Raw genomic sequence first — 23,696 nt, 5'->3', positions numbered from 1 at the left:
ATGCGTATTCGTGGGAGGAAACAAATCTATCATGAACTATGATATATCATGGGGCGGCCGAATTCGGCAACAGTACAGTACGAAACTCGCGGTGATATTCGGTGCCATCATCGCCACGACGGTCGTTGCCGGGCTGATCTTTCGCCTGCACATCGTTTCGGGACCGGCAGATCTCGTCGTCGAACGCTCGATAGCATCCCTGGCGGGACTGATGATGGTGACGTTCATCAATCTCGGCGTCGCGTGGATCATCGTCGGCGGAAACGTCGGACTCGAGTTGCGACAGCTAGCCGCCGGCGCCGAACGGATCGGCGACGGTGAATTCGACGTGAATATGGAAACGGACCGAACAGACGAAATCGGGACCCTGTATACGTCTCTCGAGGAGATGCGCGACTCGCTCGAGACGACACTCGAGGAAGTGACTGAGAAAGAACGACTGGCACGGGAAGCCAAGGAGGACGCCAGAGAACGCTCGGACGAACTCGAGATCCAACAGGAGAAGGTCCGCGAGGCACAACAGCAGGCCGAACGTCGCAATCAGGAACTGATCGACGAAGCACAGCGCTTCTCCGAAGTGATGGGGGCGTGTGCCGACGGCGACCTGACCAACCGACTGGAACCGCAGATCGAGAACGAAGCGACCGAAGCGATCGCAGACTCCTTTAACGACATGCTCGAGGAGATCACGACCGTTCTCGAGAACGTCCAGACGATGAGTTCGACCGTCGACGAGATGGCGCTCGACCTCGAGGCCTCGAGCGAGCAGATCCGAGACGCAAGCGGCGATGTCTCTGAATCGATGCTGGAAATCTCTGAGGGGGCGACGACTCAGAGTCAGCAACTCGACGTCGCGAGTTCGAGAGTGAGCGAACTCTCCGCGGGGAGCGAAGAGGTCGCGGCCGCCACGAGCGATATCGCAAGCACCTCCGAAGACGTCACCGCGAGCGCGAACGAAGGCCAGGAACACGCCGCGGAGGTCGAAGCCAACATCGACCGGTTGGTCGAGATGACCGACTCGGTCGTCGAGACCGTCGAGGCGCTTACCCGCGAGGCCGGACAGATCGGGGAAATCACGGAACTCATCGAAGACGTCGCCGACCAGACGAACCTGCTCGCGTTGAACGCAAACATCGAGGCCTCGAGCGCCGGCCAGAGCGGCGCACGCTTTTCGGTCGTCGCCAACGAGATCAAGCAGTTGGCCGAGGAGACGATGGACGGCGTCGACGACATCGACGAGCGCCTGAGCGCGATGCGAGAACAGGCATCGGTGACCGCGGAGGAAGTCCACTCGGTCGACGACGAGTTGTCCCAGACCTCGCGGCTGGTTCAGGAGTTGAACGAACAGTTGGCCGCGGTCAACGAGGGAATCGAGCAGGTCGATAGCCGAATTCAGGAGATCGATTCGACGGCTGACGATCAGGCCGAGGCCGCACAGGAACTCTCGTCGGTACTCACGGACGTGACGAACGTCTCGGCCGAGACGAGCAACCAGTCAGAAAAGGTCGCCGCGGCGTCCGAAGAGACGACGGCGACAATCGAGCAGGTCTCGAGTTCCGCGGATTCGCTCGGAGATCAGGCAGAACGGTTGGCGTCGATACTGAGCGAGTTCGATGTCGGAACCGGAACTCGCTCGAACACCGAACGGATCGCCGTAGAGGCCGACGGTGGCTGGGTGGACGATCCGGCGGGAGCGCCTGATCGACGAGAGACGAACGATACCGATCGAACCGAGGAGGTGACACGGACCAATGATCAGTGAGCTCGTCCTCTACCGGTGGTTCGGCCTGGCTTTAGTGGTCGGTTCGCTCGTCATCGCTGGGGCCTCGCAGAAGCTCCCAAAAGACGTTCGAAAGTACGGATACCTTCCAGCGATCGCCGCGGCGGGAATGGGCGTTTCCTACGTGCTCATGTCGCTCGAGTTCCTGATGATCGAAGTCGAACCGGGCGTCGAAACGTCGGGTGCTCGTTTCATTGGCTATACGATCCTGTGGCTGGCGTTCGCGTACGTGTTACAGCGGTCGTCCGGCGTTAGTTACCGGTCGATTGGGATACTGGTCGCCGCCCTGTTGTGGGCGAACTGGAGCACGCTCGGCGGCTGGATGGCCGGCGGAATACTTCGGCTTGCGATTATGGTCTCGATGGTGTGCATGATCGGTGTGACGATCTATCTCCTGACGAGCCCGTTCAGACGATCGGCCGACCGGAAACACCCCGAACGGCGGCTGCTGTACGTAAAGATCATGTATCTCACCATCCTCACGTGGGTCGCGATGTTGCTCTCGGGGATACTGGCCGAGTACAACCTCGGCGTCACCGACACGTTCGTCGGAGCGAGCATCGCGATTTACGCCGATACCGTGTTGATCCTCGGGTTCACCGTGATCCTCTTCGGCGGTCGCGAAGCGCTCGCACGGATCGGCGCTGTTTCCGACGGCTCGGAAACCGGCAGTCAGCCGACAGCGGGCGCTCGAGAGACGGTCCGTTCGTAACGACCTCGTACCCGTTCGAGCACAACGGCGATCGTTCAGACCTCCCGGGACGTATATAACTGCGAGTACCTCTGAGGATAGTAGTTCGTCTCAGCTGTTCTCCCGATCGCCCTCGGAATTCTCGCGGAACGACGGCCAATTTTATTAAGTAAGCTGAGTGTGTCGAACCGCTTATGGACGTACTAATTACGGACGATTCCGGATTCATGCGGGATCTGCTCCGGGAAATTCTCGAGGAGGAGCACAACATCGTCGGGGAGGCCGAAAACGGCGTCGAAGCCGTCGAGTTGTATCAGCAGGAACAGCCGGATATCGCCTTCATGGACATCGTCATGCCGATCAAAGACGGGATCGAAGCGACCGACGAGATCACGGATCTCGACCCGGACGCGACCGTCGTCATGTGTACGAGCGTCGAGCAGGCAGAACAGATGAAAGACTCGATCAAAGCGGGCGCGGACGGCTACATCACGAAGCCGTTCCAGAAAGAGAGCGTACTCGAGGAAGTCAACAGCATCACGGCCGGGTAATATTCCATGGAAATCGATATTCGAGCCCTGGAGACGTACAACAAACTCGCTCACGACGGCGCACAGTCGGCCGTTAAATCACTTTCACAGCTGACGGGAATCAGCACGCGCGTCGAAGTGACGGATGTCTCGTTGATGTCCCCGGCCGATCTGCAGTACGAGTTCATCGGTAACGAGTACGCGGGCGTCAGCATCGACCTGTCGGGCGAAATCCGCGGGGAGACAGTCCTCGCGTTCGACGAGCAGGCCCGCACTGCGGTGACGGACGTGCTCGTCCCGGCCGACGACCCCGAGATGAAAAAGAGCAGCATCAAAGAGGTCGGCAACATCATGACCAGCGGGTTCATCGATGGCTGGGCCAACCACCTCAACACCAAGATCAAGAGTTCGCCTCCGAGCTACATCGAGGGGACCGGAACGGAAGTCCTGCCACGATCCGCGACGGAGGGCGACAGCCACCTGCTGGTCTTTCGCAGTCGCGTCGAAGCCTCCCGCGGCGGCGTCAACGAACCCGTCGACTTCCGGATCCTGCTCGTTCCGGACCAGGCTTCCCTCGAGACCGCCCTCGAGCCCCAGGCCGACACCAGCATCTCCTTCGAGAAACTCGAGGTGTTCAACGAGATGACCAAGGAGGGGGCGGAGAAATCGGCCTCGAACATCACTTCGATGACGGGCATCGAGACGAGCGTCAACATTAGCCGGCTGAGTCTCGTCCCGCTCGAGGACATTCCGGCGGAGGTCGGCACCAAACGCTACGTCGGGACCGTCATGGAGTTTACGGGCAAACTCAGCGGCTATCTGATCATCCTCTTCGATCAGCCCTCCGGACGGGCGGTCGTCGACTCGCTCGTACCGATGGAGACCGAAGGCGAGTGGGGCGAGATGGAACAGGGTGCCCTTCAGGAACTGGGCAACATCATGACCAGCGGGTTCATCGACGGCTGGGCGAACGTGTTGAACGCGGAGATCAAACACTCGCCGCCGAAGTTCGTCGCGGATATCGGCTCGTCGATCATGAGCCCGATCATCGCCCAGATCGCCCAGACCGACGACCACGCGTTCTTGCTCGACTCGAGCATCGAAACGGACAGCGATCGGGTGTTCACCTGCCAGATGCTCGCCCTGCCGCGCCGGGACGAACTCGAGGAGGCCTTAGACGAGATTCTCATCGAGAACTCCGGTAACACGGAAGTCGATCCGAACGACCTGTTCTGACGCCGTCGACTCCTGTTTTCCCGTCGATTCGTCTGACGCCGCCGGCCCCTGTTCTACGTCGACCCGTTCTGACGCCGTCGACATCAGTTTGAAACGTCGTTGGTGGGTCCGCTGGGGAGAAAAAGCGATTTCTGAGGATGTCCCCGACGCGCCGTCCGCACTCGAGACCGCTCTCGAACTCGAGCGGCCGATCTCGCGCCTGAAGCCGCTTTCAGGCGTTGACGTCTTCGATCCGCTGGCTGACGACGATGCGCCCCTGGGGCGTCAGCGAGAGTCCGTCGCCGTTCTCGACGACCAGTTGTTTGTTCCGAACCGAGTTCAGGACGTTCGTCACGTAGGCCGGGTCGCCGTCGAGCATATTCGTGAAATCGATGTCGCCGCCCGTGGCGTGAACGCCGACGAGCACTCGTTTTTCGGGATTGGTTAGTTCGATCTCCTCGACCTCCTCGCGGACCTCGTCGTACTCGAGCCTGAAGTATCGCGCGAGCAGATTCACGTACTGGCTCTTGGCCGGCGCGATCTGCGTGGTCTGTGTCAGCCCCGACTCCTGGTCGGTGTGTTTGACGACCAGCGTCACCCGGTCGTCGCTGTCGCCGATCTTGTTCGTTCGGCCGATGTTCATCACCGTCGCCACGTCGATACCGAAGCCGCTGGATTTCGTCTTCACCTCGACCTGTCTGTCCTTGACGCGGAGTTTCCCCACGACGACGCTCGTGTCTTTGATTCGCCCGCCGACCCGCGCCGGGTGTTTCACGGCGACTTTCTGGCCGTTGAGCAGACAGCGAAAGAGAATCGCGACGAATTTCTCGACCTTCTCGTCGGAGCTTTCGATGACCGCGCTCTGGGTTCCGTCGTCGGTTCGATAGCCGATCGTCGCGGTGTCTCCGAAGAAGCGCTTGACGTGCTGGGGGACCGTCCCGACGTTCACGTCGATGACTTTCGACAACGGGACCGTTTCTTTCGTCTGCCCCGTTGCGAGCACGACCCGCTTTTCGGTCATGATGATCCGCCCCTCGAGGGGTTTGCCCGCGTTCTCACCACCGTTGCTCAAGATGAAGCGACCGGTGATATCCGCGACGACATCCTCGTCCATGGCAATTGCTACTGACTGGATTCTCTTAACTTTTCGGACATGCTCGAGGCCGGGTACGCGCTCGCCCGCTGGCGATCAATGACGGTCTTTTTGCCGCTCGAGACCGGTTGTCGAGCCATGAGTGATCCACGCGCGGAGTTTCTGGCGGGCGAGCGCCCCGACGACGTCGCCTTGTTTCTGGCCGATTCCTACGTCGAGGACGACCGCCTCGAGCAGTTCGGCGAGCCGGTCGAGGGCGGCGTCCTGATCGTCGTCGACGGCGAGAGCGGCCGAAACGCGTTCAAGGCCGCGACGGGGACGGACGCGATGGCCTTCGCCAAATCGGCGATGGCGACCGAGAGTCAGATCGACGACGACCTGACCGATGGCGTCTGCCCCGAGGAGGGCGACTCCGATGGCGGAGGCGACGCGGACGAGTCCACAGACCACGGCGTCCAGTTCGTGTTCGCGTTCGCCGAGGAGCAAAACGAGGACGTCGGCGGGCTGTACGCCGAGGGAGACGTCGTCCACGCGTACGCGAAGTGCGACTGTGGGACGGCGTACTCGGATCGCTGGACCGCGGAACCGTAACGAGCGAGTCGGCATTTTTGAATCACCTTGAGGGGGCAGCTTTTTGCGTCCCAGTATGGTTTGATCGCCTATGAGTTCCGTCGAAACGCCGCACGAAACGGGCCGTGGATTCGGCATCTCGAGTCGCGAAGCTCGCGTGATCGGCGGGGCGAGCGTGCTGATGGCGATCAACGTCGCCCTGATGGCCGCAGTGGCCGAGACGCCGCTTGCGGCGATCAACGAGACGCTGTTTCAGGCACCGATCATCGGGGTGATCGTCTACGGCGTGGCGATCACGGGCGGGGAACTGATCGCCGAACGGGGGGTCGAGGGCGGTAGCTTCGGCATCGCCTTCGTCGGCATGGTGATCCTGCAGTTCGCGTTCGGCGTGTTCGGCGCGGGCGTCCTTTCGTTCGTTCCGGCCGAGAGTCGACTCACGGTTCTCGGCGTGACGGCGGTCATCGTCGCGATTTTGACCGCGCTCGTCGCGGGGTACGTCTACGCGCGCTCGAAATCGTTCGACCACTGGGGATCGTACGCCACCTACTCGTTTATCGGCGGGGTGATCGCCGTCGCCGTCGGGACCTTCTTCGAGCCGGTCTTGCTGGTCGGTTTCGTCCTGATCTTCCTCGGATTCGTCCTGCGACTCGGCTGGGAGATCTGGCGTCTCCGGGACCGTCGCGACATGTCCGTCGGGGTCCAGACTATCGGCGTCTACGTCGCCGTCGCCGGCGTCTTCGTCCACGTCCTACAGCTCGTGATCCGTTTTTTCGCTCGAGAGTAGGGAGTCGTCTTCCGCTTGGTCCCGCCAGTTGGTCCCGGTCGCGTCAGTCGGCTGTTTCGCTCGCTTCTTGCGTTTCCTCGTCGACGACGGCACCGAACGCGTCTAGAATGACCTGTTTGGCGACCGATCCTCGAGTCGTCCAGTGGTTGGCGTAGTCGAGCATGTCGTCGTAGATGTCGGGTTTGCAGCCCGCGGCTTTCGGGTGGCCGCCGCCGTTTACCTTTCCGGCGACCTCGTGACAGCGGTCGAATTCGTCGGTCCCGCGGATCGACGCCGAGCCGGCGGGTTTGACGATGATGGAGGCGTCGGCACCCTGTTCCCGCATGGCTTCGGCAACTTCGTTCTGCGAGCACCGGCCGTAGGTGATGCCGACGGTGTAGCCGCCGACCTCCCGAAGTTCCGAGCGGGAGACGGCCCGCTCGATCAGGGCCTCTTTCTCGACTCTGCGTTCGGCGATGTACGCCTCGACCCACTCGGGGAAGTCAGCGCCGTACTCGCGGACGACCTCGACGTACTCGGCGGGGTCGGTCCAGTAGGCGTAATCCGCGAGGTCATCGCTGCGGGGGTCCTCGCGGAGCCAGAGGTCGTGATCGCGGGTGACCGCGGCCAGTTCCGCGAACCTGTCGTCGAACTCGTACTCGAGCGAGCGGTAGACGACGTCCGCGGTACACTCCTCGTCGGAGTCGCCGACGACGAGGGAAACGCCGGCGTCCCGAACCGACTGGGCGACGCCGTCGTCCCACTGGTGGTGGTCGTACCACTCGACGCTGCTCGCGGTTTCGACGGCCGCCTCGAGTTCGTCCGCGACGTACTCGTAGCGATCCGGACACAGGTCACAGACGTAGAGGTCGATTCCCTCGACGCCGTGGTCGGCGACCTGCTGGAGGGAATCCTCGAGATTGTGCGGGCTTCCCGGAACGAGCGCGACGTTGTGGGGGGTCGGATCCGGCTCCTCGAGAAGGTCGTCCTCCGCGTCGGAACCCGCCTCGCTGTCGTCTGCTGACTCGTCCTCATCGCTTCCCTCGCCGCGCTCATCGGGCGTTGGAATATTCTGCACGTCGCCGTACATTTCGCGCAACAGCGCGACGCAGGCCAGACCGTCGGCGTCGGGATCGGCGACGACGGCGACGTCCGCGCCCTCGAGCGCTGATTTGGCTTCCTGTTCCTCGAGGTCCTCCTCGAGGTCGTCGGGCATGAAAAACCCCGTCCCCGGCAGGACGGACTTTCGGGCAAGGGATAACTCGCCGCTCTCGATGAGATCTTCGTACATACCGTCAGTTGAGAGACGCTATCGGAAGAACCCGCCGGTATCGCCGCTCGAGCGCCGCGAATGATGAACGCTCCTCCCGGAAGTAACGAGGGATGGTTTCGATACTCATATTCCGTTACTAATACGGGCGTCTGGTAACCGATTGTGGTTTCTGGTTGCCCGTACCTATTTCAGGGTGGCGTTCTTCGTGGTATCCATGTCGATACAACGACGAACGTTTATCACTGCAGTGGGGGGCGGCCTTGCCGCCGGACTGGCGGGCTGTCTTGGAAACGAAGAAACTGATGGCAGCGCGGAAATTAACGGGACGACACTTACGGTGTCGACGACGACGAGCACCTACGATACCGGCTTGCTCGACGAAATCAACCTCCCGTTCGAGGAGCGATACGGCGTCACTATCGATACCGTTTCGCAGGGGACGGGCGCGGCCCTCGAGACAGCCGAACGCGGCGATTCCGACGTCGTGATGGTCCACGCCCGCTCGCTCGAGGACGAGTTCCTCGAGGACGGCTACGGCGTGAACCGCCGAGATCTCATGTTCAACGATTTCGTCGTCGTCGGGAGCGCCGACGACCCCGCCGGTATTGCGGGCAGCGAGGACGTAACCGGCGCGTTCGATGCGATCGCCGATTCGGGAACGACGTTCGTCTCCCGCGGGGATAACTCCGGTACACACACCAAAGAGTTGAACATCTGGGAGCAAGCGTCGAGCGAGCCCGGCGGCGACTGGTATCAGGAAATTGGGGACGGTATGGGCGATGTGTTGTTAAACGCCGACCAACAGGGCGGGTACACGCTTTCCGATCGGGGAACGTATCTCTCGATGCAAGACGAACTCGACCTCGAAATTCACGTGCAGGGCCCCATCGAGGGCGGGCCGGAACTCCTCGAGAACCCGTACGGAATCGTCGCCGTCAACCCAGCTGTCCACGACAACGTCGAGTACGATCTGGCGATGGCCTACATCGGCTACGTTACGGGGCCCGAGGGCCAGAAACTCATCGAGAACTTCACGGCCAACGGCGAACAGTTGTTCTTCCCGCAAGCGCTCTCCGAGGATCCGGACTTCCAGCAGTACGTTCCCGAGGGGTGGAGCGCAAGCGATGGGGAGTAACGGCGCGGTCCGTCGAGATTCATCGCGTCTGATCGACCCGAACCGGATACGAACGCCACGACGGTGGCACAATCAGCCCCGAGGGAAGTGAATACGCGTGCTCGTAGAGACGCGATCACCTCCCTGCCGAACGAACCCTTGCCGAACGAACTCCGCAGTTCGACCGAGCCCCGAACGAGCAGTTAAACTGACTCGAGTCCGATCTGACGTAACTTATATAGGTTACATCTTGACGAAGTCGACATCTCTACTGGTTTCGAAAACCGTAACGTCTATACGCTCTCCCGGCACCGTGATTTCCATGGAGATACCACGCCGCTCGCTTCTCGTCGGGGTCGGGATTTCGGCGGCGTCGGCGGGCTGTCTGGGTCGGGATCGATCGGCGTCGGACGGCCCATCCGGGAAACTCACCGTCGCAGTCACCACGAGTACGTACGATTCGGGACTGGTCGACGAACTCCACTCGGCGTTCGAGTCGGCCTACGGCGTGACCGTCCGGGCGGTTTCGGGTGGGACGGGCGAAACGATCGCCGCCGGCGAACGCGGTGACGTCGACGCCGTCATGGCCCACGCTCGCTCGCTCGAGGACGAGTTCATCCGAACCGGGGACGGAATCAACCGCCGCGATTTCGCGGTGGGAGATTTCGTTATCGCCGGTCCCGCGGACGATCCGGCGGCGATCGCTTCCGTCGACGATGCGGCGACGGCGTTCGAACGGATTGCGTCGACCGAGTCGTCGTTTTTGTCTCGAGGGGATCGCTCCGGCACGCATATCAAAGAACGCGAGATCTGGGACGACGCCGGGATCGACCCGAACGGAGAGTGGTACCGCCAGACGGGCCAGGGGATGGGCGAGACGCTCGTCCAGGCGGACCAGCGCGACTCGTACCTGCTCACCGTCCGCGGCAATTTCATCGATACGCGCGAGCAACTCGATCTCGAGCGCTTCGTCGACGGGCCGGTCACCGACGGCGACCCGGCGCTCGAGAACCCCTACGGTATCATCGCGGTCAATCCCGCGAGCGAACCCAGCGCGGCGTACGAACTGGCGATGTACTACATCGGATTTCTGACCGGGAAACGGGGACAGGAGATCGTCGCGGAGTATACCGTCGACGGCGAACAGCTCTTCTATCCGAACGCGCTCGCAGAAGAGCCGAATTTCGAGCAGTACTCCCCGCGAAGTTCGAACGATTCGACCGAGACCGCACTCGAGGAGGTATCGTGATCGTCGGCGCGTTCGACCCGCTCGTCGCCGAGTTCCCCTTCGAGTGGCTCTACATCAGAAGCATCATCGAGGTCTCGTTGTACGTGAGCCTCACCGCGGTAGCTATTAGCACGCTCGTGAGCGTTCCGATCGCGTTGCTCGTCGGATTTCGGGACTTCCGCGGGAAACATCTCCTGACGTCGATCATCACGACCGGCATGGGCTTTCCGAGCGTCGTCGTCGGCCTCGTCGTGCTCTTTACGGTCTCGAACGAGGGCCCGCTCGGCCCGCTCGAGCTCGTCTTCACGACGGAGGCGATGATCCTCTCCCAGATCGTCCTCGCGATCCCGGTCATCACGGGCGTGAGTCTGGCTGCGGTCTCGAGCGTCGAACAGCGAGTCAGAGACGCCGCGTTCGCGATGGGCGGTACGCGCGTCGACGTCGCTCTCGTGACGATCAAGGAAGCTCGCTACGGGCTCGCGACCGCCGTTCTCGCGGGTTTCGGCCGGGCGATCAGCGAGGTCGGCGGCGTTCTCATGGTCGGCGGGAACATCGCGAGCGCGGACGGCGAATCGGTGACCAGAACGCTGACGACGGCGATCCAGCTCGAGGCCAGACAGGGCCGCTTCGAGACGGCGATGATCCTCGGTGCGATCCTCGTCGCGCTCGTCTTGCTCGTGAACGCGGTCGTCGTTCGACTCGGCGGCGACGAAGGGGGGTACCGATGACGCTGCAAACCGTCGGCGTCGAGCACGGCTACGGCGACGAGACGATCCTCGAGAACGTCTCGCTCGCAGTTCCGCCGGGGGAGGTCGTCGCTATCATCGGTCCTTCAGGCGTCGGCAAGACCACGCTCTTGCGGCTGCTCGCCCTGTTCGAACCGCCGCGAGACGGCTCGCTCGAGTACGGCGGCACCGACGTGTGGCGGGCGTCCGCTCAGCGCCGCCTCGAATGCCGACGCCGCATCGGCATGGTGTTTCAGGAGGCGAGCCTCTTCGACGCGAGCGTTCGACGAAACGCCGAGTACGGCCTTCACGTTCGCCGGTCGTGGGCCGATCGACTCCGCCGCGAGGTCGCGGACCTCGTCGGCCTGCGAAACGGGACGAGCGACGCGATGGAAGCGCTCGAAACCGTCGGGCTCGAGGATAAACTCGAGCAGCACGCGGGCTCGCTCTCGGGCGGGGAGGCCCAGCGGGTGGCGTTCGCCCGGGCGCTGGCGTACGACCCCGACTTCCTCCTGCTCGACGAACCGACCTCGGATCTGGACCCGCGAAACACCGCGGTGATCGAGAACGCGGTCCGCGAGGCTGGCGACCGCGGCATCGGCGTCGCCATCGCGACCCACGATATGAATCAGGCTCGGCGAATCGCCGATCAGGTCGCGGTGATCCTCGGCGACGGCATTATCGAAGTCGGCGAGACGGATCGAATCTTCGAAGATCCCGAGGACGACCGCACGCAGCAATTTATCGATGGGGAACTGATCTACTGATGAGACGGGACGAGGTACTGATGAGACGGGACGAGGTGTACACACAATGACGCTCGAGAAGGGGTACAAGACCGAACTGTCCGTCGACGGCGTCACGATCGATCAGCGGGATATCGAGATGCTCGAGGCGATCGATCAACACGGCTCGATGCACGCCGCGGCAGACGCCCTCGGGCGATCGTACGCCCGCCTCCAGCAGCGGATCGTCGAACTCGAGGGGGCGCTCGGCGACCTCACGGAGCGTCGCCGTGGAGGCAAAGACGGCGGCGGTACGGAGCTCACGTCGACGGCGCTCGAGGTCCGCCGGCAGTTCGAACGCCACCGGACGGAACTCGACGGCGTCGCTCGCGCGACCGAGTCGGTGTTCGCGGGAACGGTTCGCGAGCGGACGGGAACGCTCGGGACCGTCGACACGGCGGTCGGCCCCGTGGTGGCGCTCGTTCCGGCGGGCGCGACGACCGTCCAGGTCGGCGTTCGTTCGGATGCGGTCGTCCTTTCGGATCCCGAGGAGTCGTCGACGGGCGGAGAAACGAGTTTTCGCAACCGGTTCACCGGCACGGTCTCGTCGGTCGACTCGAACGCGGGGGTCGCGAAGGTCACGCTCGAACTCGAGCGGGCCTGCGAACCGACGGCCGGCTCCGAGTCGATCGCTGATATCGAACTCGAGACGCTCATCACGGAGGAGAGCGTCGACTCGCTGGAAATCGTGGTCGGAAAGACGCTGTGCGCCTCGTTCAAAGCGACCGCAGCGCGGGCGATTCCGATGGCGTCCGCTCCGTCTGCGGATGATCACTCGGAGTAACGGGTTCGACCCCAACCGCGTTTTCAGGCGCTGACTGCGTCTTCTCCAGTCGACCCGCCGTCGGACGGATCGAGCTGTCGAACGGTCAGGACGGGAACGGGGGAGGTTCGGACGACGCGCTCGGCGACGCTGCCCAGCAGCAGGCGGTTCTCGCCGTGGCGACCGCGCGTTCCGGTCACGACGAGGTCGGCGTCGATCTCGCGCGCGTACGAACAGACCTCCCGAGCGGGACGGCCCTCTCGAATAGCGGTCGTGAGATCGAGCGACGCCCGTTCTTCGACGGTCGCGAGCGCGGCGTCGGCGTGCGTCTCGAGGGCCGTCTCGAGTTCCTCGCGGAGCTGTTCGGGCGAGGCGTCGACTTCGCCCGCGTCGATGATCGACAGGGCGTGAACCGTCGCATCGAAGCGGTTCGCGAGGTCGAGTCCGACGTCGACGGCACGTTTTACGCTCTCGGAGCCGTCAGTTGCGACGACGACCGTTTCGAACATACGGGGACGTTACGCCCGCTCCGATATAAACGTACAGCAGCGCACCAGCGGACCGTGAGGTCGATCGGGTGCGAAACAGGAGGTGGCTTTTTGAAGACCGGGTACACACTCACGAGCATGGACGCCAGCGATCCCGTCACCGTCGATACCGTTCTGGCACCGGTCGACGGCAGTGTCGAGTCAGCTACCGCCTCCGAGTACGCCGTCGCCGTCGCCGATCGCTACGACGCGTCCGTCCACACGCTGTACATTCTCGGACGCGGCGTCGTCCGCGGGATGGACGCCGGAACCGTCGACGAATCCGACATCGCCGAGAGCACGCAGGACTTCCTCGCGGACATCGCCCAGCTCGCCGACGACGCCGACGTCGCGTACTCGCGGTCGGTGACCCACGGCTTTTCACAGACACAGAAGACGCGCCACCCCGGGAGCGCCGTCCTCGACGCGGCCGATGCGATCGGCGCGGACTTCATCGTTCTCCCGCGAGAGTCGGTCACCGATTCGGACGCGGATATCCTCGAGAGGGCCGCCGAATACGTGCTCGCATACGCGAGCCAACCAGTGCTGTCGGTTTGATCCGTTTTAGCCTTTCTACCGCGAAAATAGAATCGTCGCCCTCGACTGCGTTGCAGTCACTCGAGTCGGATCGTCATCTCCTGTTCGAAGCTCTCGCTTCCCGTTTGGTCGAACCCGACCCGCTCGTAGAGTGCGATCGCGGGGCCGTTCCACCGTTCGACGGTAAGCCAGACGCGTTCGATGCCGAGGTCGTTTGCGTGCCCGAGGAGGTGCTCTAGCAACTGGGTTCCGATCCCCGCCCGCTGGTAGTCTTGTAGGACGAAAATCGCGAGTTCCCACTCGATATCGCTGGCCGCTTCGATCGCCTCCGGGTCGTCCGAATCCGGAACGAGCGTGGCGTGTCCGACGGCGTCGCCGTCGTGGCGGGCGATGACGTTGATGCCGATGTCGACGATCGACTCGAGCCAGTTGCGAATCCGCCCTTCGCCCGTCGGCGGGATCCCCTGTGCGCGGTCGACCGGGTCGAACGCGTCGTACATCTCGACTAAGTTCTCGAGCAGCTCGTCGTCGACTTCGGTCGGTGCCTCGAGGTCGATCGTTCGCCCATCGCCGTCCTCGAAGGAACCGGGCGGCCTCGGAAACGGTCCGGATGGTTCGTCCGAGTACTCTCGCGTTTGCACCATCGTTATCGCACCAGTTTGACTGTCGTCGGTGCGTTCAACAGCACGAACTCGGCGATCGGGCCGAGTCTGATCTTCCCCATCGGGCTGACGGTGCCGCCGCCGATGACCAGTTGATCGAACTCGCCCTGCTCCGTGAAGTTTACGAGCGCGCTTCCCGGGTCGCCCTCGAGCGTCTCGACCGGCGCGTCGACGCCGGCCTCAGAGAGCAACGTTTCAGCCTGCTCGCGCATCTCCGTTTGGGATCGCTTCGATTCGGGTTTGTCGACGATGACGACGGTGAGGTCGTCACCGACGGTTGCCGTTCGATCGATCGTTTGCCGGAGCGTCTTGATCGATTCGTCGCTCCCGGCGAGACCCAGTAGTACCTTCATACCTCGTCTGCGTTCTGACGGACGAAAATTATTGTGCCCACTCCCGGGTTCTGACGCCCGGTTCGTGTGAGAACGTCAAAATTTGCGTGGGACTCGCAGGGTCGAAGTGCACGATCTGTGCGTGACGACGGCGTTAAGGCCGTGTGGCCAATAGCATCACGGAATGAGTGATGCGGCGCTCGATGTCGTCGAGTTCTTGCTCACGACGAGCGTATATTCAGACGACAGATCGCTAGACGAGAACGACTTGCAACCCAGCGTTCGGCAAGTGTTCTGGACCAGTGGTACAGGGGACGCCGACGAACAGGGTGGCGCTCGCCAGGGCGGAATTACCCGACCGCTGTCGGCGACCAATCAGACGATTCGGGAGGCGACAGGCGTCGAGGCTCCGTGGAACGCCGTCGGCGACCTCATGTTCACCGACCGAGACGAGTTCTCCGGAACCGTCTCGCTCACCCAGCGGGACATGGCCGAGGACTGGTTCGCGGATCGGGCGAGCGACGAGCGGGTACTCGAGAACCCGACCCTCGCAAAGCACTTCGAGGACCACGAGGACCTCGACGTCGACCACGAGGAAGCCAGAGAGCGAAATCGGCCGATCCAGGCCGACCGCGTCTGGATCGACGGGCTGCTCGAGGAGTACTTCGACGAGGAAGAGGACGACGACATGCTCGACCTGGTCGAGATCCGCGCGCCCGAAGAGGTCGACATCACGCTCGACGATCTGGTGTTGACCGAGAGTCAGGAGGACGAAATCGACAAGATCGCGAAGGCGATCGAACACCGCGATTACCTCGCGAACATCGGGCTCCGAGAGATCGGAAAGCTCCTGTTCGTCGGGCCGCCGGGGACCGGGAAAACCTCGACCGCGCAGGCGCTGGCTCGAGACATGGACCTGCCGTTCGTCGAGGTCAAACTCTCGATGATCACGAGTCAGTACTTGGGCGAGACGGCCAAGAACGTCGACAAGACCTTCGAGGTCGCAAAGCGGCTCTCGCCGTGTATCCTCTTTATCGACGAGTTCGATTCCGTCGCGAAGACTCGACGAAGCGACGAGCACGCGGCGCTCAAACGCGCGGTCAACACGCTCTTGAAGAGCATTGACAACATCTCCCTGATTCAAGACGACGTGTTGCTCATCGGGGCGACCAACCACCCCGACCAACTCGACGCCGCGGCGTGGCGACGCTTCGACGAAATCGTCAACTTCCCGAAACCCGACTCTCGAATGCGCTCGGACATTTTGCAGGTGATCACGAGCACGATGGACATCGAGGAGTTCGATCCCGGAGTCATCGCCGAGGCGACCGAAGGGCTCACCGGGAGCGATCTTCGAATGGTGCTCCGAGAGGCCGTCCTCGAGGCCCTGACCGAAAACCGTCGGGAACTCACCCAGGGAGACCTCCTCAACGCCGTCGAGGAGTTCGAAGAGCGCGACAACCTGAAGAATATGGACATGATCGACGGCGACCACGACGCGCTGGTCGCGGGCGGCGACATCGGCGGCGGCGACAGCAGTGGCGGCGAGGACGACCACGACCACGCTCACACACACGACCACAGCCACGACTGAGGCGGTCCCGTTCGTTCCCGCGACTGATGCTGTCCCGCTCGTTCGTTGGTCTAATCAGGATTGTTGACTCGACGCCCTGCTTTCTCGAGCGGTTCTCCCCGCGAGTGCTGACGCCACGCTTTTCGTCCCCCCGTTCGATTCTGCACGTATGGCCACCGATCGGAACGTCTACGGAACCGAACTCGAGCCCTGTAGCGCCGATCCGGAGACGGGATTTCTCCGCGACGGCTGCTGTCGGCGCGTCGAGGGCGACCGCGGCCGACACGAACTCTGTGCCGTGATGACCGAGGAGTTTCTCACCTTTAGCGCGACACAGGGCAACGACCTGACGACCCCCAAACCCCAGTTCGAGTTCCCCGGCCTCGAGCCGGGCGATCGCTGGTGTCTCTGTCTCGGCCGGTGGCTCGAGGCCGAAGAAGCCGGTTGTGCCCCGCCGGTGGTTCTCGAGGCGACCAACGAAGCGGTGCTTCGCGACGTCGATCCGGATCTGTTGCGCGAGCACGAGTACGAACGGGCGCGCGTCAGCGACGCGTGGCGGACCGACGATGGACGAACAGATACGGGCGAGAGCCGCGGCTCGGTCGACGGCGAGACGTGACGATGCGGGTCACGTTACTCGGGACCGGCGACACGACGGGAACCCCGACCGTCGGCTGTGACTGTGACACCTGCGAGGCCGCTCGAGCGCGCGGCGTCGAACGCACCCGGTTTTCGGTCCACCTCGAGAACGAGCGAACGGACGAATCGCTGTTGATCGATTTCAGCCCCGACTTTCGCTACCAGTTTCTGCGCGAGGACGTTCCGCTGCCCGACGCCGCGGTCGTCACGCACATTCACTTCGACCACCTCGACGGCCTGGGCAACGTCTTTCGGGTTATCGACGAACTCGACGTCTACGCGGCGGACGAAACCGACCCGGAGACCGGCAAGAGCGTCGCCGAAACGGTCGAAAGCGATTACCACTACCTCGATCCGGTGACGGTCCACCCGACGACGCCGCTCGAGCCGGTTCGCATCTGCGGGTTAGACGTGACGCTCGCCCCCGTGACTCATCCGCCGCTGGTCTGTTACGGCCTGGCGATCGAGGATCCCGAAACGGGGGCGAAGCTGTCGATTTCGGGCGATACGAGCTACGACGTTCCCGAGGAGTCTCGAGCGGTCCTCGACGATCCGGACCTCCTGCTTGCCGACGCGATCGTGCCTGCCCACCTCTGTGAGTTCCACCCGATCGGCGGCCACCACGAGAACGACGAGGGTGTCCCCCGAACGTTCGGAACGAAGCACATGACCCGAGAGGGCGCGCTCGAACTCGCCGCCGAACTGAACGCCGATCGGACGCGGCTGGTCCACCTCGCTCACTACTACCCGGCCGAGGAAGCGTTCGAAGAGCCGCTGGCGATCGACGGCGAGCAGTATGACCTCTGATTCGGTGGTTACAACCCGCGGTGGGTCGCTTCGCCGCGAACCGTCCACGTGAATACATCGCCTATCTCGACCAGCTGACGGTCGCTTCGAAGCTCGAGCAGGCCTTGCATCGCCGCCGAGTCCGAGATGGACCCCTCGAGCGAGAGCGTGACGGCGTCGTCGTGCTCGGCGGTGATCGTCCCCTCGCCCGCCGGCCAGTGTTGTTCGTAGCCAGCCGCCCAGCCGCTCTCGAGTTCGGTCGAAAACCCCATCTCACACTGGCCGCTGTCGGGGGTGATCGGTCGTTCCGGAAGCACCGACCGAACCTCGATAGCCGGATCGACGGCGAGTTCGTGCTCGAGCCGTCGGAGGCGCAACCGCTCGAAGCGGCCGCTGTCGACGTGACACTGCGAGTACAGTCGAACGCCGTAGAGATACGAGCCATCGACGCGATCCGACGCCTTCTCGAGGCTGATGGAGTTCTGGACGTCGACGCCGCTCGAGTCGGCCCCGTCTCCCCAGATTCGGTACAGTTCGTTCCACGCGTCGATCATCGAGAGATTGGCGATGTGGCTCCCCGAACGCAGTCGATCCGGATTCGGCTCACACTGCTGGAAGGCTCCATCGGGCCGATCGGGTTCGTGTGCTTCGGGGGCGGGATCTGGCGGATTCTCGTCGATGTCGAACTCCTCGTCGACGGTCAGGGTCCGCTCGAGTTCGGCGTCCTCGCGCTCGCGAGCGAGCGCCCGGTAGCCGGAGACGGTGCCGACGCCACCGAGACCAACGAGACCGGCGGTAGCCAGCACGGTTCGTCGTCGGAGACGCGGGGAATCGTCGGTGTCGGAGGGCATACCCGATACGTGAATTTGAACTAACTAATAGTCTAGTATGCTCGCTGAGTCCGCCGTCGTCTCAGATCAGTTCGAAGACCAGTGCAACGACACCGACGACGACCGCCGGCAGGAACGTTTTCTCGAGAGCGACGTCGTGCGTTCCGGCGGTTCCCTTCGAGAGAATGTAGATACTCCACCCGACCACGACGATACTCGTCAGCAACGTCGGGAACGTGAGCGCTCCTTCGAGAGATTGAACTTCAGCCGTGGCCTGCTGTATATTTTCCAGGTCCAGTTCGAGACTGGCGATCGTGTTTCGCGCGAGGAGATATCGGACGGGAAGCTCGAGGAGATTGGGCGCGTAGGCCCATCCGGCGACCGCGACGGCGTCTTCGAACGAGCCGTCGGTGTCGCTTCCACCGCAGGAATAGTGCATGAACGCGGCGATGACGAGCAGTGAGATGGCGACCATCACGAGGTTCAATACCGCTGCCGTGCTCAGGAGTTCGTTCATATAGTCCGTGGCACCGCTGGGGACGTTTTCCATCTGTGCGAGTAACTGATCCATAATGAGCCATATCAGCACAGTCGTCGCGACGGCGTACAGTACGACGATTGCCAAACCAAAACGAAGTGAATTAGACCGTTTCTGAAAGTACTCGCGTGGATGAACGAGCGGGGATTTTGGAGGCATCGAATCGTCATTCCGACCGGTAATATAAATATATTGTCATGATCTCTGATCGAAGACGCCACCCGCATGCATCCTCGAGCCCGTGAGAACGTCCCTGATCGAATCGACTCGCTTCCTCGAGCTATCCGAACTGATCCAATCCGGACTGGCGTCGCCGTCGCCCGCTCGGGTCGCGCCGCCACGGCGTTCGCCGGTCGCGTTCCGTCTCGAGGTCGATTTCGGGTTCCGCCCCCGGCTTGTAGCCCGGACACGCGGGTCCACACTCCGATTCGGCGTCGACGACTCGGCCCTTCCACTGACAGAACGGCAGCGGCGTCGTCGCCCCCGATCCGGAGTCGCCGGGCCGTCCATCGCCTACGGCGTCCGACGTTTCGCCACCGCCGTCGTTCGTCGGTTCGCAGGCCTCACAGTCGGGAAACCGGAACGTTCGCCACCCCTTGCCGAACGCTCGTTCGGCGATCCGTCTGCGCGTCCGGGCCTTTCGCTCCGGCGGGACGATCGCGATATCGGTGTGGCCCGGCTGATACTCGAGCGGCTCGACGCCCGGTTCGTCCACGGCAAGCGGCGTCGGCTCCCGGATCACTTCGATCTCGAGGGCCCCGGCTGTGCTCCCTTCGCTCCTCTCTCCCCTCGAGACGCGCCAGACGCCGATCTCCTCGGGGATTCGATTGAGGTGCGCCCGCGTGACGTAGCTCTCGGTCGCGAGGACGGCCTCGTCGACCAGCCCGAGGCTCGCGTCGGTTCGAAGCTGGGCCTCGAGGTCGCCGGGCGTTCCCAGATCCGGCTTGTTCTCGATGCCGACGATCCGTCCGTACCAGTCGGGGTAGCGAGCGACCTGCCGGACGTACCGGCGACCGTTTCGCAGGTCGGCCTCGAAGAAGTCGATCTCGAGGGCGCGCTCGACGGCGCTTTTGGCGCGCTCGGGATGGCAGTCGTCGGGGAACGCCCGTTTCCAGTAGCGGGCCGTTCCGGGGCCGACGTCGGCTTCGATGGCGGCGTCGGGGATCGTCTCGCTGGTCAGCGCCAGCCGATCCTCGAACGCCGGTCCCGGCTCGACGCAGACGATATCGAGGATGCGCCCGCCCGGTTTCGCGACGGCACCGCCGAGCTGGCGCGCGACGATGTCGGTGTCGGCAGTTTCGGGACGGCCGACCGACTCGAGGTGGGCGCACAACTCGAGTTCGAACGCAAACTCGGACACGATTGCTGAGAGGGGGACGAACGCAAAAAGCGGTCTGATCTCTCGAACCGTGATCTCCCTTCCGGATCGTCGCTCACCTCCCGAACCGTGTGACCTACCAGCCGGGACGACCGACTGCTACTCGAGTACGTTTCCGGCGGGGGATTCGGGCCGAGAACAGTAGGTTTATCAAGCGCACACGGGAAGGCATATTCAAGATTACTCATCGTCTTATGGCAGGAAACCAACAACCGGAGGTGAACATTGGGCTCGTCGGCCACGTCGACCACGGCAAGACGACGCTTGTACAGGCGCTCAGTGGGTCGTGGACGGACCAGCACTCTGAGGAGATGAAACGCGGTATCTCCATCAGGCTCGGCTACGCGGACGCGACGTTCCGGCAGTGTCCCGGCGTCGACGAACCCGAATGCTACACCGTCGAAGAGGAGTGTCCGGACGGCTCCGAAAGCGAACCGCTCCGGACCGTCTCGTTCGTCGATGCGCCGGGTCACGAAACCCTAATGGCGACGATGCTCTCGGGCGCGTCGCTGATGGACGGTGCTGTCCTCGTCGTCAGCGCCAACGAACCCGTCCCGCAGCCACAGACCGAAGAACACCTGATGGCGCTGGATCTCATCGGCATCGACAACATCGTCATCGCCCAGAACAAAGTCGACCTCGTCGACGGCGAGACGGCACGATCGAACTACGAACAGATTCAGGAGTTCGTCGAGGGGACCGTCGCCGAAGACGCCCCCGTCGTCCCCGTCAGCGCGGGACAGGACGTGAACATGGATCTGCTCATCGGCGCTATCGAGGAGGAGATCCCGACGCCCGACCCCGATCCGGATGCCGACGCGCGGCTCCACGTCGCGCGTAGCTTCGACATCAACAAACCGGGAACGACGTTCGGAGACCTTGCCGGCGGCGTCCTCGGCGGCAGTCTGGTCGCCGGCGAACTCGAGATCGAGGACGACCTCGAGGTCAAACCCGGCCGCGAGGTCGAAGAAGGCGGTCAGAGCGAGTACGTCCCGATCGAGACGACGATCCGTTCGCTCCAGGCCGGCGGCGAAAACGTCGACACCGTCACGCCCGGCGGCTTACTCGGCGTCGGAACGGGTCTCGACCCATCGCTGACGAAAGGCGACGCGCTGGCTGGTCAGATGGCCGGTCCGCCCGGTTCGCTGCCGCCGACGTGGGAGCAGTTCACGATGGACGTCGACCTGCTCGAGCGGGTCGTCGGGGTCGACGGCGGCGAAACCGTCGACGAGATCAGTACGGGCGAACCCCTGATGATGACCGTCGGCACGTCGACGACCGTCGGCGCGGTCACCAGCGCGCGCGAGGGCGAGTGCGAGGTCAAACTCAAACGGCCCGTCTGTGCCGATCCGGGCGCGAAAATCGCGATCAACCGCCGGATCGGCGCGCGCTGGCGACTGATCGGTCTCGGCACGTTGACGGAGTAAGTTCCGATGGCTTCGCGGATCGCTCTCGATACGAGTGCGCTGATGATGCCGGTCGAACTCGACGTGCGACTGTTCGACGAACTCGAGCGACTCTTAGGGGAGTTCGAACCGACGACGCCCCAACCCGTCGTCGAAGAACTCCGCCGCCTTTCGGAGAAAGGCGGGACGGAGGGCACCGCGGCAACCGTCGGCCACGATCTGGCGACCGAACGCTGTCTCGTGGTCGACACGGACGAATCGTACGCAGACGACGCGTTGGTCGAACTCGCCCGCGAGGGCGCGGTCGACTACGTCGTCACGAACGACCGCCCGCTACGCGACCGGGTGCTCGAAGCGAGAAGACCGGTAATTGCATTACGCGGGAGAAACAAGTTGGCAGTAACTCAACCATAGATGTACAAACGGGCTAGATTAACTGACACCGTAGAAGTACCGCCAGCAGAGCTTGGCGACGTTTCGCCACAGCTCGTCAAGCGACTGCTCCAGGACAAGCTTGAAGGACGAATGGACGAGGAAGTCGGAAGCGTCGTCTCCGTCACCAAGGTGCACGATATCGGCGAGGGAACGGTCCTTCCGAACGAACCCGGCGTCTACTACGAAGCCGAGTTCGACGCGATCACGTTCGATCCGCAGATGCAGGAAGTCGTCGACGGCACCGTCGTCGAGGTCGTCGAGTTCGGCGCCTTCATCGGCATCGGCCCCGTCGACGGGCTGCTTCACGTCTCGCAGATCAGCGACGAATACCTCGCGTTCGACGCCGAGAATCAGCAACTCGCGTCGAACGAATCCAACCGCACGCTCGGCGTCGACGACGCCGTCCGTGCGCGTATCGTCACCAAGAGCATCGACGAACGCAACCCGCGAGACTCGAAGATCGGTCTGACCGCGAAACAGCCCGGCCTCGGCAAACACGGCTGGCTGCAGGAAGACCGAGAGCAACGCGAAGAAGCTGCAGCGGGTGAATAACGATGGCATCGAATCGTCTCGTCTGTCGCGAGTGCCACCGGGTCAACGACGCCGACGCCGAAACCTGCGAGAGCTGTGCCTCGTCGTCGCTGACCGAGGACTGGGCCGGCTACGTCGTCATCGCCCATCCACAGGAGAGCCAGATCGCAACGGAGATGCAGGTCACCGAACCCGGCGCGTACGCGCTCAAAGTTCGGTGATCCGTTCGTCCCGTGACTCCTGCCGACCCGGACCGCGGCGACGACGCAGAGCCCGGTCGAACTGCCGACGATAGCGGTACCGAAACCGACTCCGTTCCTCCGAGCGCAGCCGACTCGAGCACCGATGCCCAGTCTTCGCTCTCGCTTCCCGTCGAGGCTCGAGGCGACCTCAAAGATCCCTTTGGTCCCATCGAGACCGACGCGGATGTCCTGCTGGCGTCAGTTTCCGGACCGCTGATCGCGATCGGCGATGTCGTCACGTATCACCTTCTACAGGCAGGTCGCCAGCCGGACGTCTCGATGGTCGACGGTCGAACCAAACGCAGCGCGGTCGACGAGGAGATCGAACGCACTGTCACCCAGGGCGTCAGCCTCGAGATCGAGAACCCGCCGGGGACGATCACCGAAGACCTTGTCGACGCGCTCGTGACCGGCTTCTCCGCCGACGAGCCAACCACGATACTCGTCGACGGCGAGGAGGATCTCGCCGCGTTACCCGCAATCGTCGCCGCGCCGGATGGCGCGAGCATCGTCTACGGCCAGCCCGACGAGGGGATGGTCCACGTCCGCGTCGACGACGAGATTCGGAACCGGGTCCGAACGCTGCTCGAGCGCTTCGAGGGCGAGGGTGAAGCCATCTGGGACTTGCTCGCGGACGCCTGAGGTCGCGGCGCGCTCGAGCGTACGGATTCGAACGAGCGCACAGATTCTCTTTGAGACGCCGATTCGGACGAGCCGAGAGACTCGAGAAACTATTTACTCGGGGAGGTG

General features: G+C 63.2%; 28 protein-coding genes. 20 read left to right on the top strand and 8 right to left on the bottom strand.

Annotation, left to right across the window (positions count from 1 at the left end; all coding sequences use genetic code 11):
• The first annotated feature begins 31 nt into the window (after positions 1-31).
• The 4 genes from HALLA_RS12465 to HALLA_RS12450 all read left to right on the top strand — a co-directional run bounded on the left by HALLA_RS12465 (position 32) and on the right by HALLA_RS12450 (position 4,237).
• On the top strand, positions 32-1,762 hold the full coding sequence (locus tag HALLA_RS12465) for a methyl-accepting chemotaxis protein (protein WP_084569010.1): 1,731 nt from the start codon (positions 32-34) through the stop codon (positions 1,760-1,762).
• Complete coding sequence (locus HALLA_RS12460) at positions 1,752-2,492, top strand: bacteriorhodopsin (protein WP_049953661.1); 741 nt, start codon at positions 1,752-1,754, stop codon at positions 2,490-2,492. The genes HALLA_RS12465 and HALLA_RS12460 overlap by 11 nt, the downstream gene beginning before the upstream one ends.
• Before the next feature lie 173 nt (positions 2,493-2,665).
• On the top strand, positions 2,666-3,022 hold the full coding sequence (cheY, locus tag HALLA_RS12455) for a chemotaxis protein CheY (protein ID WP_049953660.1): 357 nt from the start codon (positions 2,666-2,668) through the stop codon (positions 3,020-3,022).
• Between the two features lie 6 nt (positions 3,023-3,028).
• Positions 3,029-4,237, top strand: a complete 1,209-nt coding sequence (locus tag HALLA_RS12450; protein ID WP_049953659.1) for a chemotaxis protein CheC — start codon at positions 3,029-3,031, stop codon at positions 4,235-4,237.
• A gap of 211 nt (positions 4,238-4,448) precedes the next feature.
• Here the strand turns inward: HALLA_RS12450 and HALLA_RS12445 are convergent, their stop codons facing one another.
• Complete coding sequence (locus HALLA_RS12445; RefSeq protein WP_049953658.1) at positions 4,449-5,330, bottom strand: CheF family chemotaxis protein; 882 nt, start codon at positions 5,328-5,330, stop codon at positions 4,449-4,451.
• 117 nt (positions 5,331-5,447) lie between these two features.
• On the opposite strand from HALLA_RS12445, the gene HALLA_RS12440 reads away from it, so the two are divergent.
• Both HALLA_RS12440 and HALLA_RS12435 read left to right on the top strand, forming a co-directional pair.
• Entirely contained in the window at positions 5,448-5,900 is a 453-nt protein-coding gene (locus tag HALLA_RS12440; RefSeq protein WP_049954116.1) for a DUF5807 family protein, read from the top strand.
• A 70-nt stretch (positions 5,901-5,970) separates the two neighbouring features.
• The gene (locus tag HALLA_RS12435) at positions 5,971-6,663 is read left to right on the top strand and encodes a hypothetical protein (RefSeq protein ID WP_049953657.1); all 693 of its coding nucleotides are present in this window, start codon (positions 5,971-5,973) and stop codon (positions 6,661-6,663) included.
• 43 nt (positions 6,664-6,706) lie between these two features.
• Here HALLA_RS12435 and HALLA_RS12430 read toward each other — a convergent pair whose 3' ends face one another.
• Positions 6,707-7,933 (bottom strand): DHH family phosphoesterase, encoded by a 1,227-nt coding sequence (locus tag HALLA_RS12430; protein WP_049953656.1) that lies wholly within the window; start codon positions 7,931-7,933, stop codon positions 6,707-6,709.
• Between the two features lie 196 nt (positions 7,934-8,129).
• Here HALLA_RS12430 and HALLA_RS12425 point away from each other — a divergent pair, with 196 nt between their 5' ends.
• The 5 genes from HALLA_RS12425 (at position 8,130) to HALLA_RS12405 (ending at position 12,551) form a co-directional block, all read left to right on the top strand.
• Positions 8,130-9,050, top strand: coding sequence for a substrate-binding domain-containing protein (locus HALLA_RS12425; protein ID WP_049953655.1), 921 nt, complete (start codon positions 8,130-8,132; stop codon positions 9,048-9,050).
• A 301-nt stretch (positions 9,051-9,351) separates the two neighbouring features.
• A complete protein-coding gene (locus HALLA_RS12420) occupies positions 9,352-10,278 on the top strand; it encodes a substrate-binding domain-containing protein (RefSeq protein ID WP_049953654.1) in 927 nt (308 codons plus the stop codon).
• Positions 10,275-10,985, top strand: a complete 711-nt coding sequence (locus HALLA_RS12415; protein ID WP_242406167.1) for an ABC transporter permease — start codon at positions 10,275-10,277, stop codon at positions 10,983-10,985. The genes HALLA_RS12420 and HALLA_RS12415 overlap by 4 nt, the downstream gene beginning before the upstream one ends.
• Entirely contained in the window at positions 10,982-11,749 is a 768-nt protein-coding gene (locus tag HALLA_RS12410; protein ID WP_049953653.1) for an amino acid ABC transporter ATP-binding protein, read from the top strand. The genes HALLA_RS12415 and HALLA_RS12410 overlap by 4 nt, the downstream gene beginning before the upstream one ends.
• Positions 11,750-11,795: 46 nt before the next feature.
• Positions 11,796-12,551: a LysR family transcriptional regulator gene (locus HALLA_RS12405; RefSeq protein ID WP_049953652.1), complete on the top strand. Its 756-nt coding sequence runs from the start codon at positions 11,796-11,798 to the stop codon at positions 12,549-12,551.
• A gap of 23 nt (positions 12,552-12,574) precedes the next feature.
• Here HALLA_RS12405 and HALLA_RS12400 read toward each other — a convergent pair whose 3' ends face one another.
• The gene (locus HALLA_RS12400; RefSeq protein ID WP_049953651.1) at positions 12,575-13,039 is read right to left on the bottom strand and encodes a universal stress protein; all 465 of its coding nucleotides are present in this window, start codon (positions 13,037-13,039) and stop codon (positions 12,575-12,577) included.
• A 117-nt stretch (positions 13,040-13,156) separates the two neighbouring features.
• Between HALLA_RS12400 and HALLA_RS12395 the strand changes: the two genes are divergently transcribed.
• Positions 13,157-13,615: a universal stress protein gene (locus HALLA_RS12395; RefSeq protein WP_049953650.1), complete on the top strand. Its 459-nt coding sequence runs from the start codon at positions 13,157-13,159 to the stop codon at positions 13,613-13,615.
• Positions 13,616-13,671: 56 nt separating this feature from the next.
• Here HALLA_RS12395 and HALLA_RS12390 read toward each other — a convergent pair whose 3' ends face one another.
• Entirely contained in the window at positions 13,672-14,238 is a 567-nt protein-coding gene (locus HALLA_RS12390) for a GNAT family N-acetyltransferase (RefSeq protein WP_049953649.1), read from the bottom strand.
• Between the two features lie 2 nt (positions 14,239-14,240).
• A complete protein-coding gene (locus tag HALLA_RS12385) occupies positions 14,241-14,609 on the bottom strand; it encodes a universal stress protein (protein ID WP_049953648.1) in 369 nt (122 codons plus the stop codon).
• A gap of 163 nt (positions 14,610-14,772) precedes the next feature.
• On the opposite strand from HALLA_RS12385, the gene HALLA_RS12380 reads away from it, so the two are divergent.
• The 3 genes from HALLA_RS12380 to HALLA_RS12370 all read left to right on the top strand — a co-directional run bounded on the left by HALLA_RS12380 (position 14,773) and on the right by HALLA_RS12370 (position 17,607).
• Positions 14,773-16,182: an ATP-binding protein gene (locus tag HALLA_RS12380; RefSeq protein WP_049953647.1), complete on the top strand. Its 1,410-nt coding sequence runs from the start codon at positions 14,773-14,775 to the stop codon at positions 16,180-16,182.
• A gap of 148 nt (positions 16,183-16,330) precedes the next feature.
• Positions 16,331-16,780 carry a DUF2237 family protein gene (locus HALLA_RS12375; protein ID WP_049953646.1) on the top strand — a complete coding sequence of 150 codons (450 nt, stop codon included), beginning with the start codon at positions 16,331-16,333 and terminating at the stop codon, positions 16,778-16,780.
• A 2-nt stretch (positions 16,781-16,782) separates the two neighbouring features.
• On the top strand, positions 16,783-17,607 hold the full coding sequence (locus HALLA_RS12370) for an MBL fold metallo-hydrolase (protein ID WP_049953645.1): 825 nt from the start codon (positions 16,783-16,785) through the stop codon (positions 17,605-17,607).
• Positions 17,608-17,615: 8 nt separating this feature from the next.
• Here the strand turns inward: HALLA_RS12370 and HALLA_RS12365 are convergent, their stop codons facing one another.
• The 3 genes from HALLA_RS12365 to HALLA_RS12355 form a co-directional block, all read right to left on the bottom strand.
• A complete protein-coding gene (locus HALLA_RS12365; protein WP_049953644.1) occupies positions 17,616-18,437 on the bottom strand; it encodes a hypothetical protein in 822 nt (273 codons plus the stop codon).
• 61 nt (positions 18,438-18,498) lie between these two features.
• Entirely contained in the window at positions 18,499-19,113 is a 615-nt protein-coding gene (locus HALLA_RS12360; protein ID WP_084569009.1) for a Yip1 family protein, read from the bottom strand.
• 121 nt (positions 19,114-19,234) lie between these two features.
• Positions 19,235-20,314, bottom strand: coding sequence for a DUF5787 family protein (locus tag HALLA_RS12355; RefSeq protein ID WP_049953642.1), 1,080 nt, complete (start codon positions 20,312-20,314; stop codon positions 19,235-19,237).
• Positions 20,315-20,526: 212 nt separating this feature from the next.
• Between HALLA_RS12355 and HALLA_RS12350 the strand changes: the two genes are divergently transcribed.
• The 5 genes from HALLA_RS12350 to HALLA_RS12330 are packed head-to-tail and all read left to right on the top strand — an operon-like array spanning position 20,527 to position 23,588.
• A complete protein-coding gene (locus HALLA_RS12350; RefSeq protein ID WP_049953641.1) occupies positions 20,527-21,759 on the top strand; it encodes a translation initiation factor IF-2 subunit gamma in 1,233 nt (410 codons plus the stop codon).
• Positions 21,760-21,765: 6 nt separating this feature from the next.
• The gene (locus HALLA_RS12345; protein WP_049953640.1) at positions 21,766-22,152 is read left to right on the top strand and encodes a PIN domain-containing protein; all 387 of its coding nucleotides are present in this window, start codon (positions 21,766-21,768) and stop codon (positions 22,150-22,152) included.
• Positions 22,153-22,725 carry a DNA-directed RNA polymerase gene (locus tag HALLA_RS12340; protein WP_049953639.1) on the top strand — a complete coding sequence of 191 codons (573 nt, stop codon included), beginning with the start codon at positions 22,153-22,155 and terminating at the stop codon, positions 22,723-22,725.
• A 2-nt stretch (positions 22,726-22,727) separates the two neighbouring features.
• Positions 22,728-22,925, top strand: a complete 198-nt coding sequence (gene spt4, locus HALLA_RS12335) for a transcription elongation factor subunit Spt4 (protein ID WP_049953638.1) — start codon at positions 22,728-22,730, stop codon at positions 22,923-22,925.
• A gap of 12 nt (positions 22,926-22,937) precedes the next feature.
• Positions 22,938-23,588: a GTP-dependent dephospho-CoA kinase family protein gene (locus tag HALLA_RS12330; RefSeq protein ID WP_049953637.1), complete on the top strand. Its 651-nt coding sequence runs from the start codon at positions 22,938-22,940 to the stop codon at positions 23,586-23,588.
• Positions 23,589-23,696: the final 108 nt, after the last annotated feature.

Source organism: Halostagnicola larsenii XH-48 (assembly GCF_000517625.1).
GTDB lineage: Archaea > Halobacteriota > Halobacteria > Halobacteriales > Natrialbaceae > Halostagnicola > Halostagnicola larsenii.
Note: the sequence above shows the minus strand (reverse complement) of the source record. Positions and strands in the feature narration are given on the sequence as shown.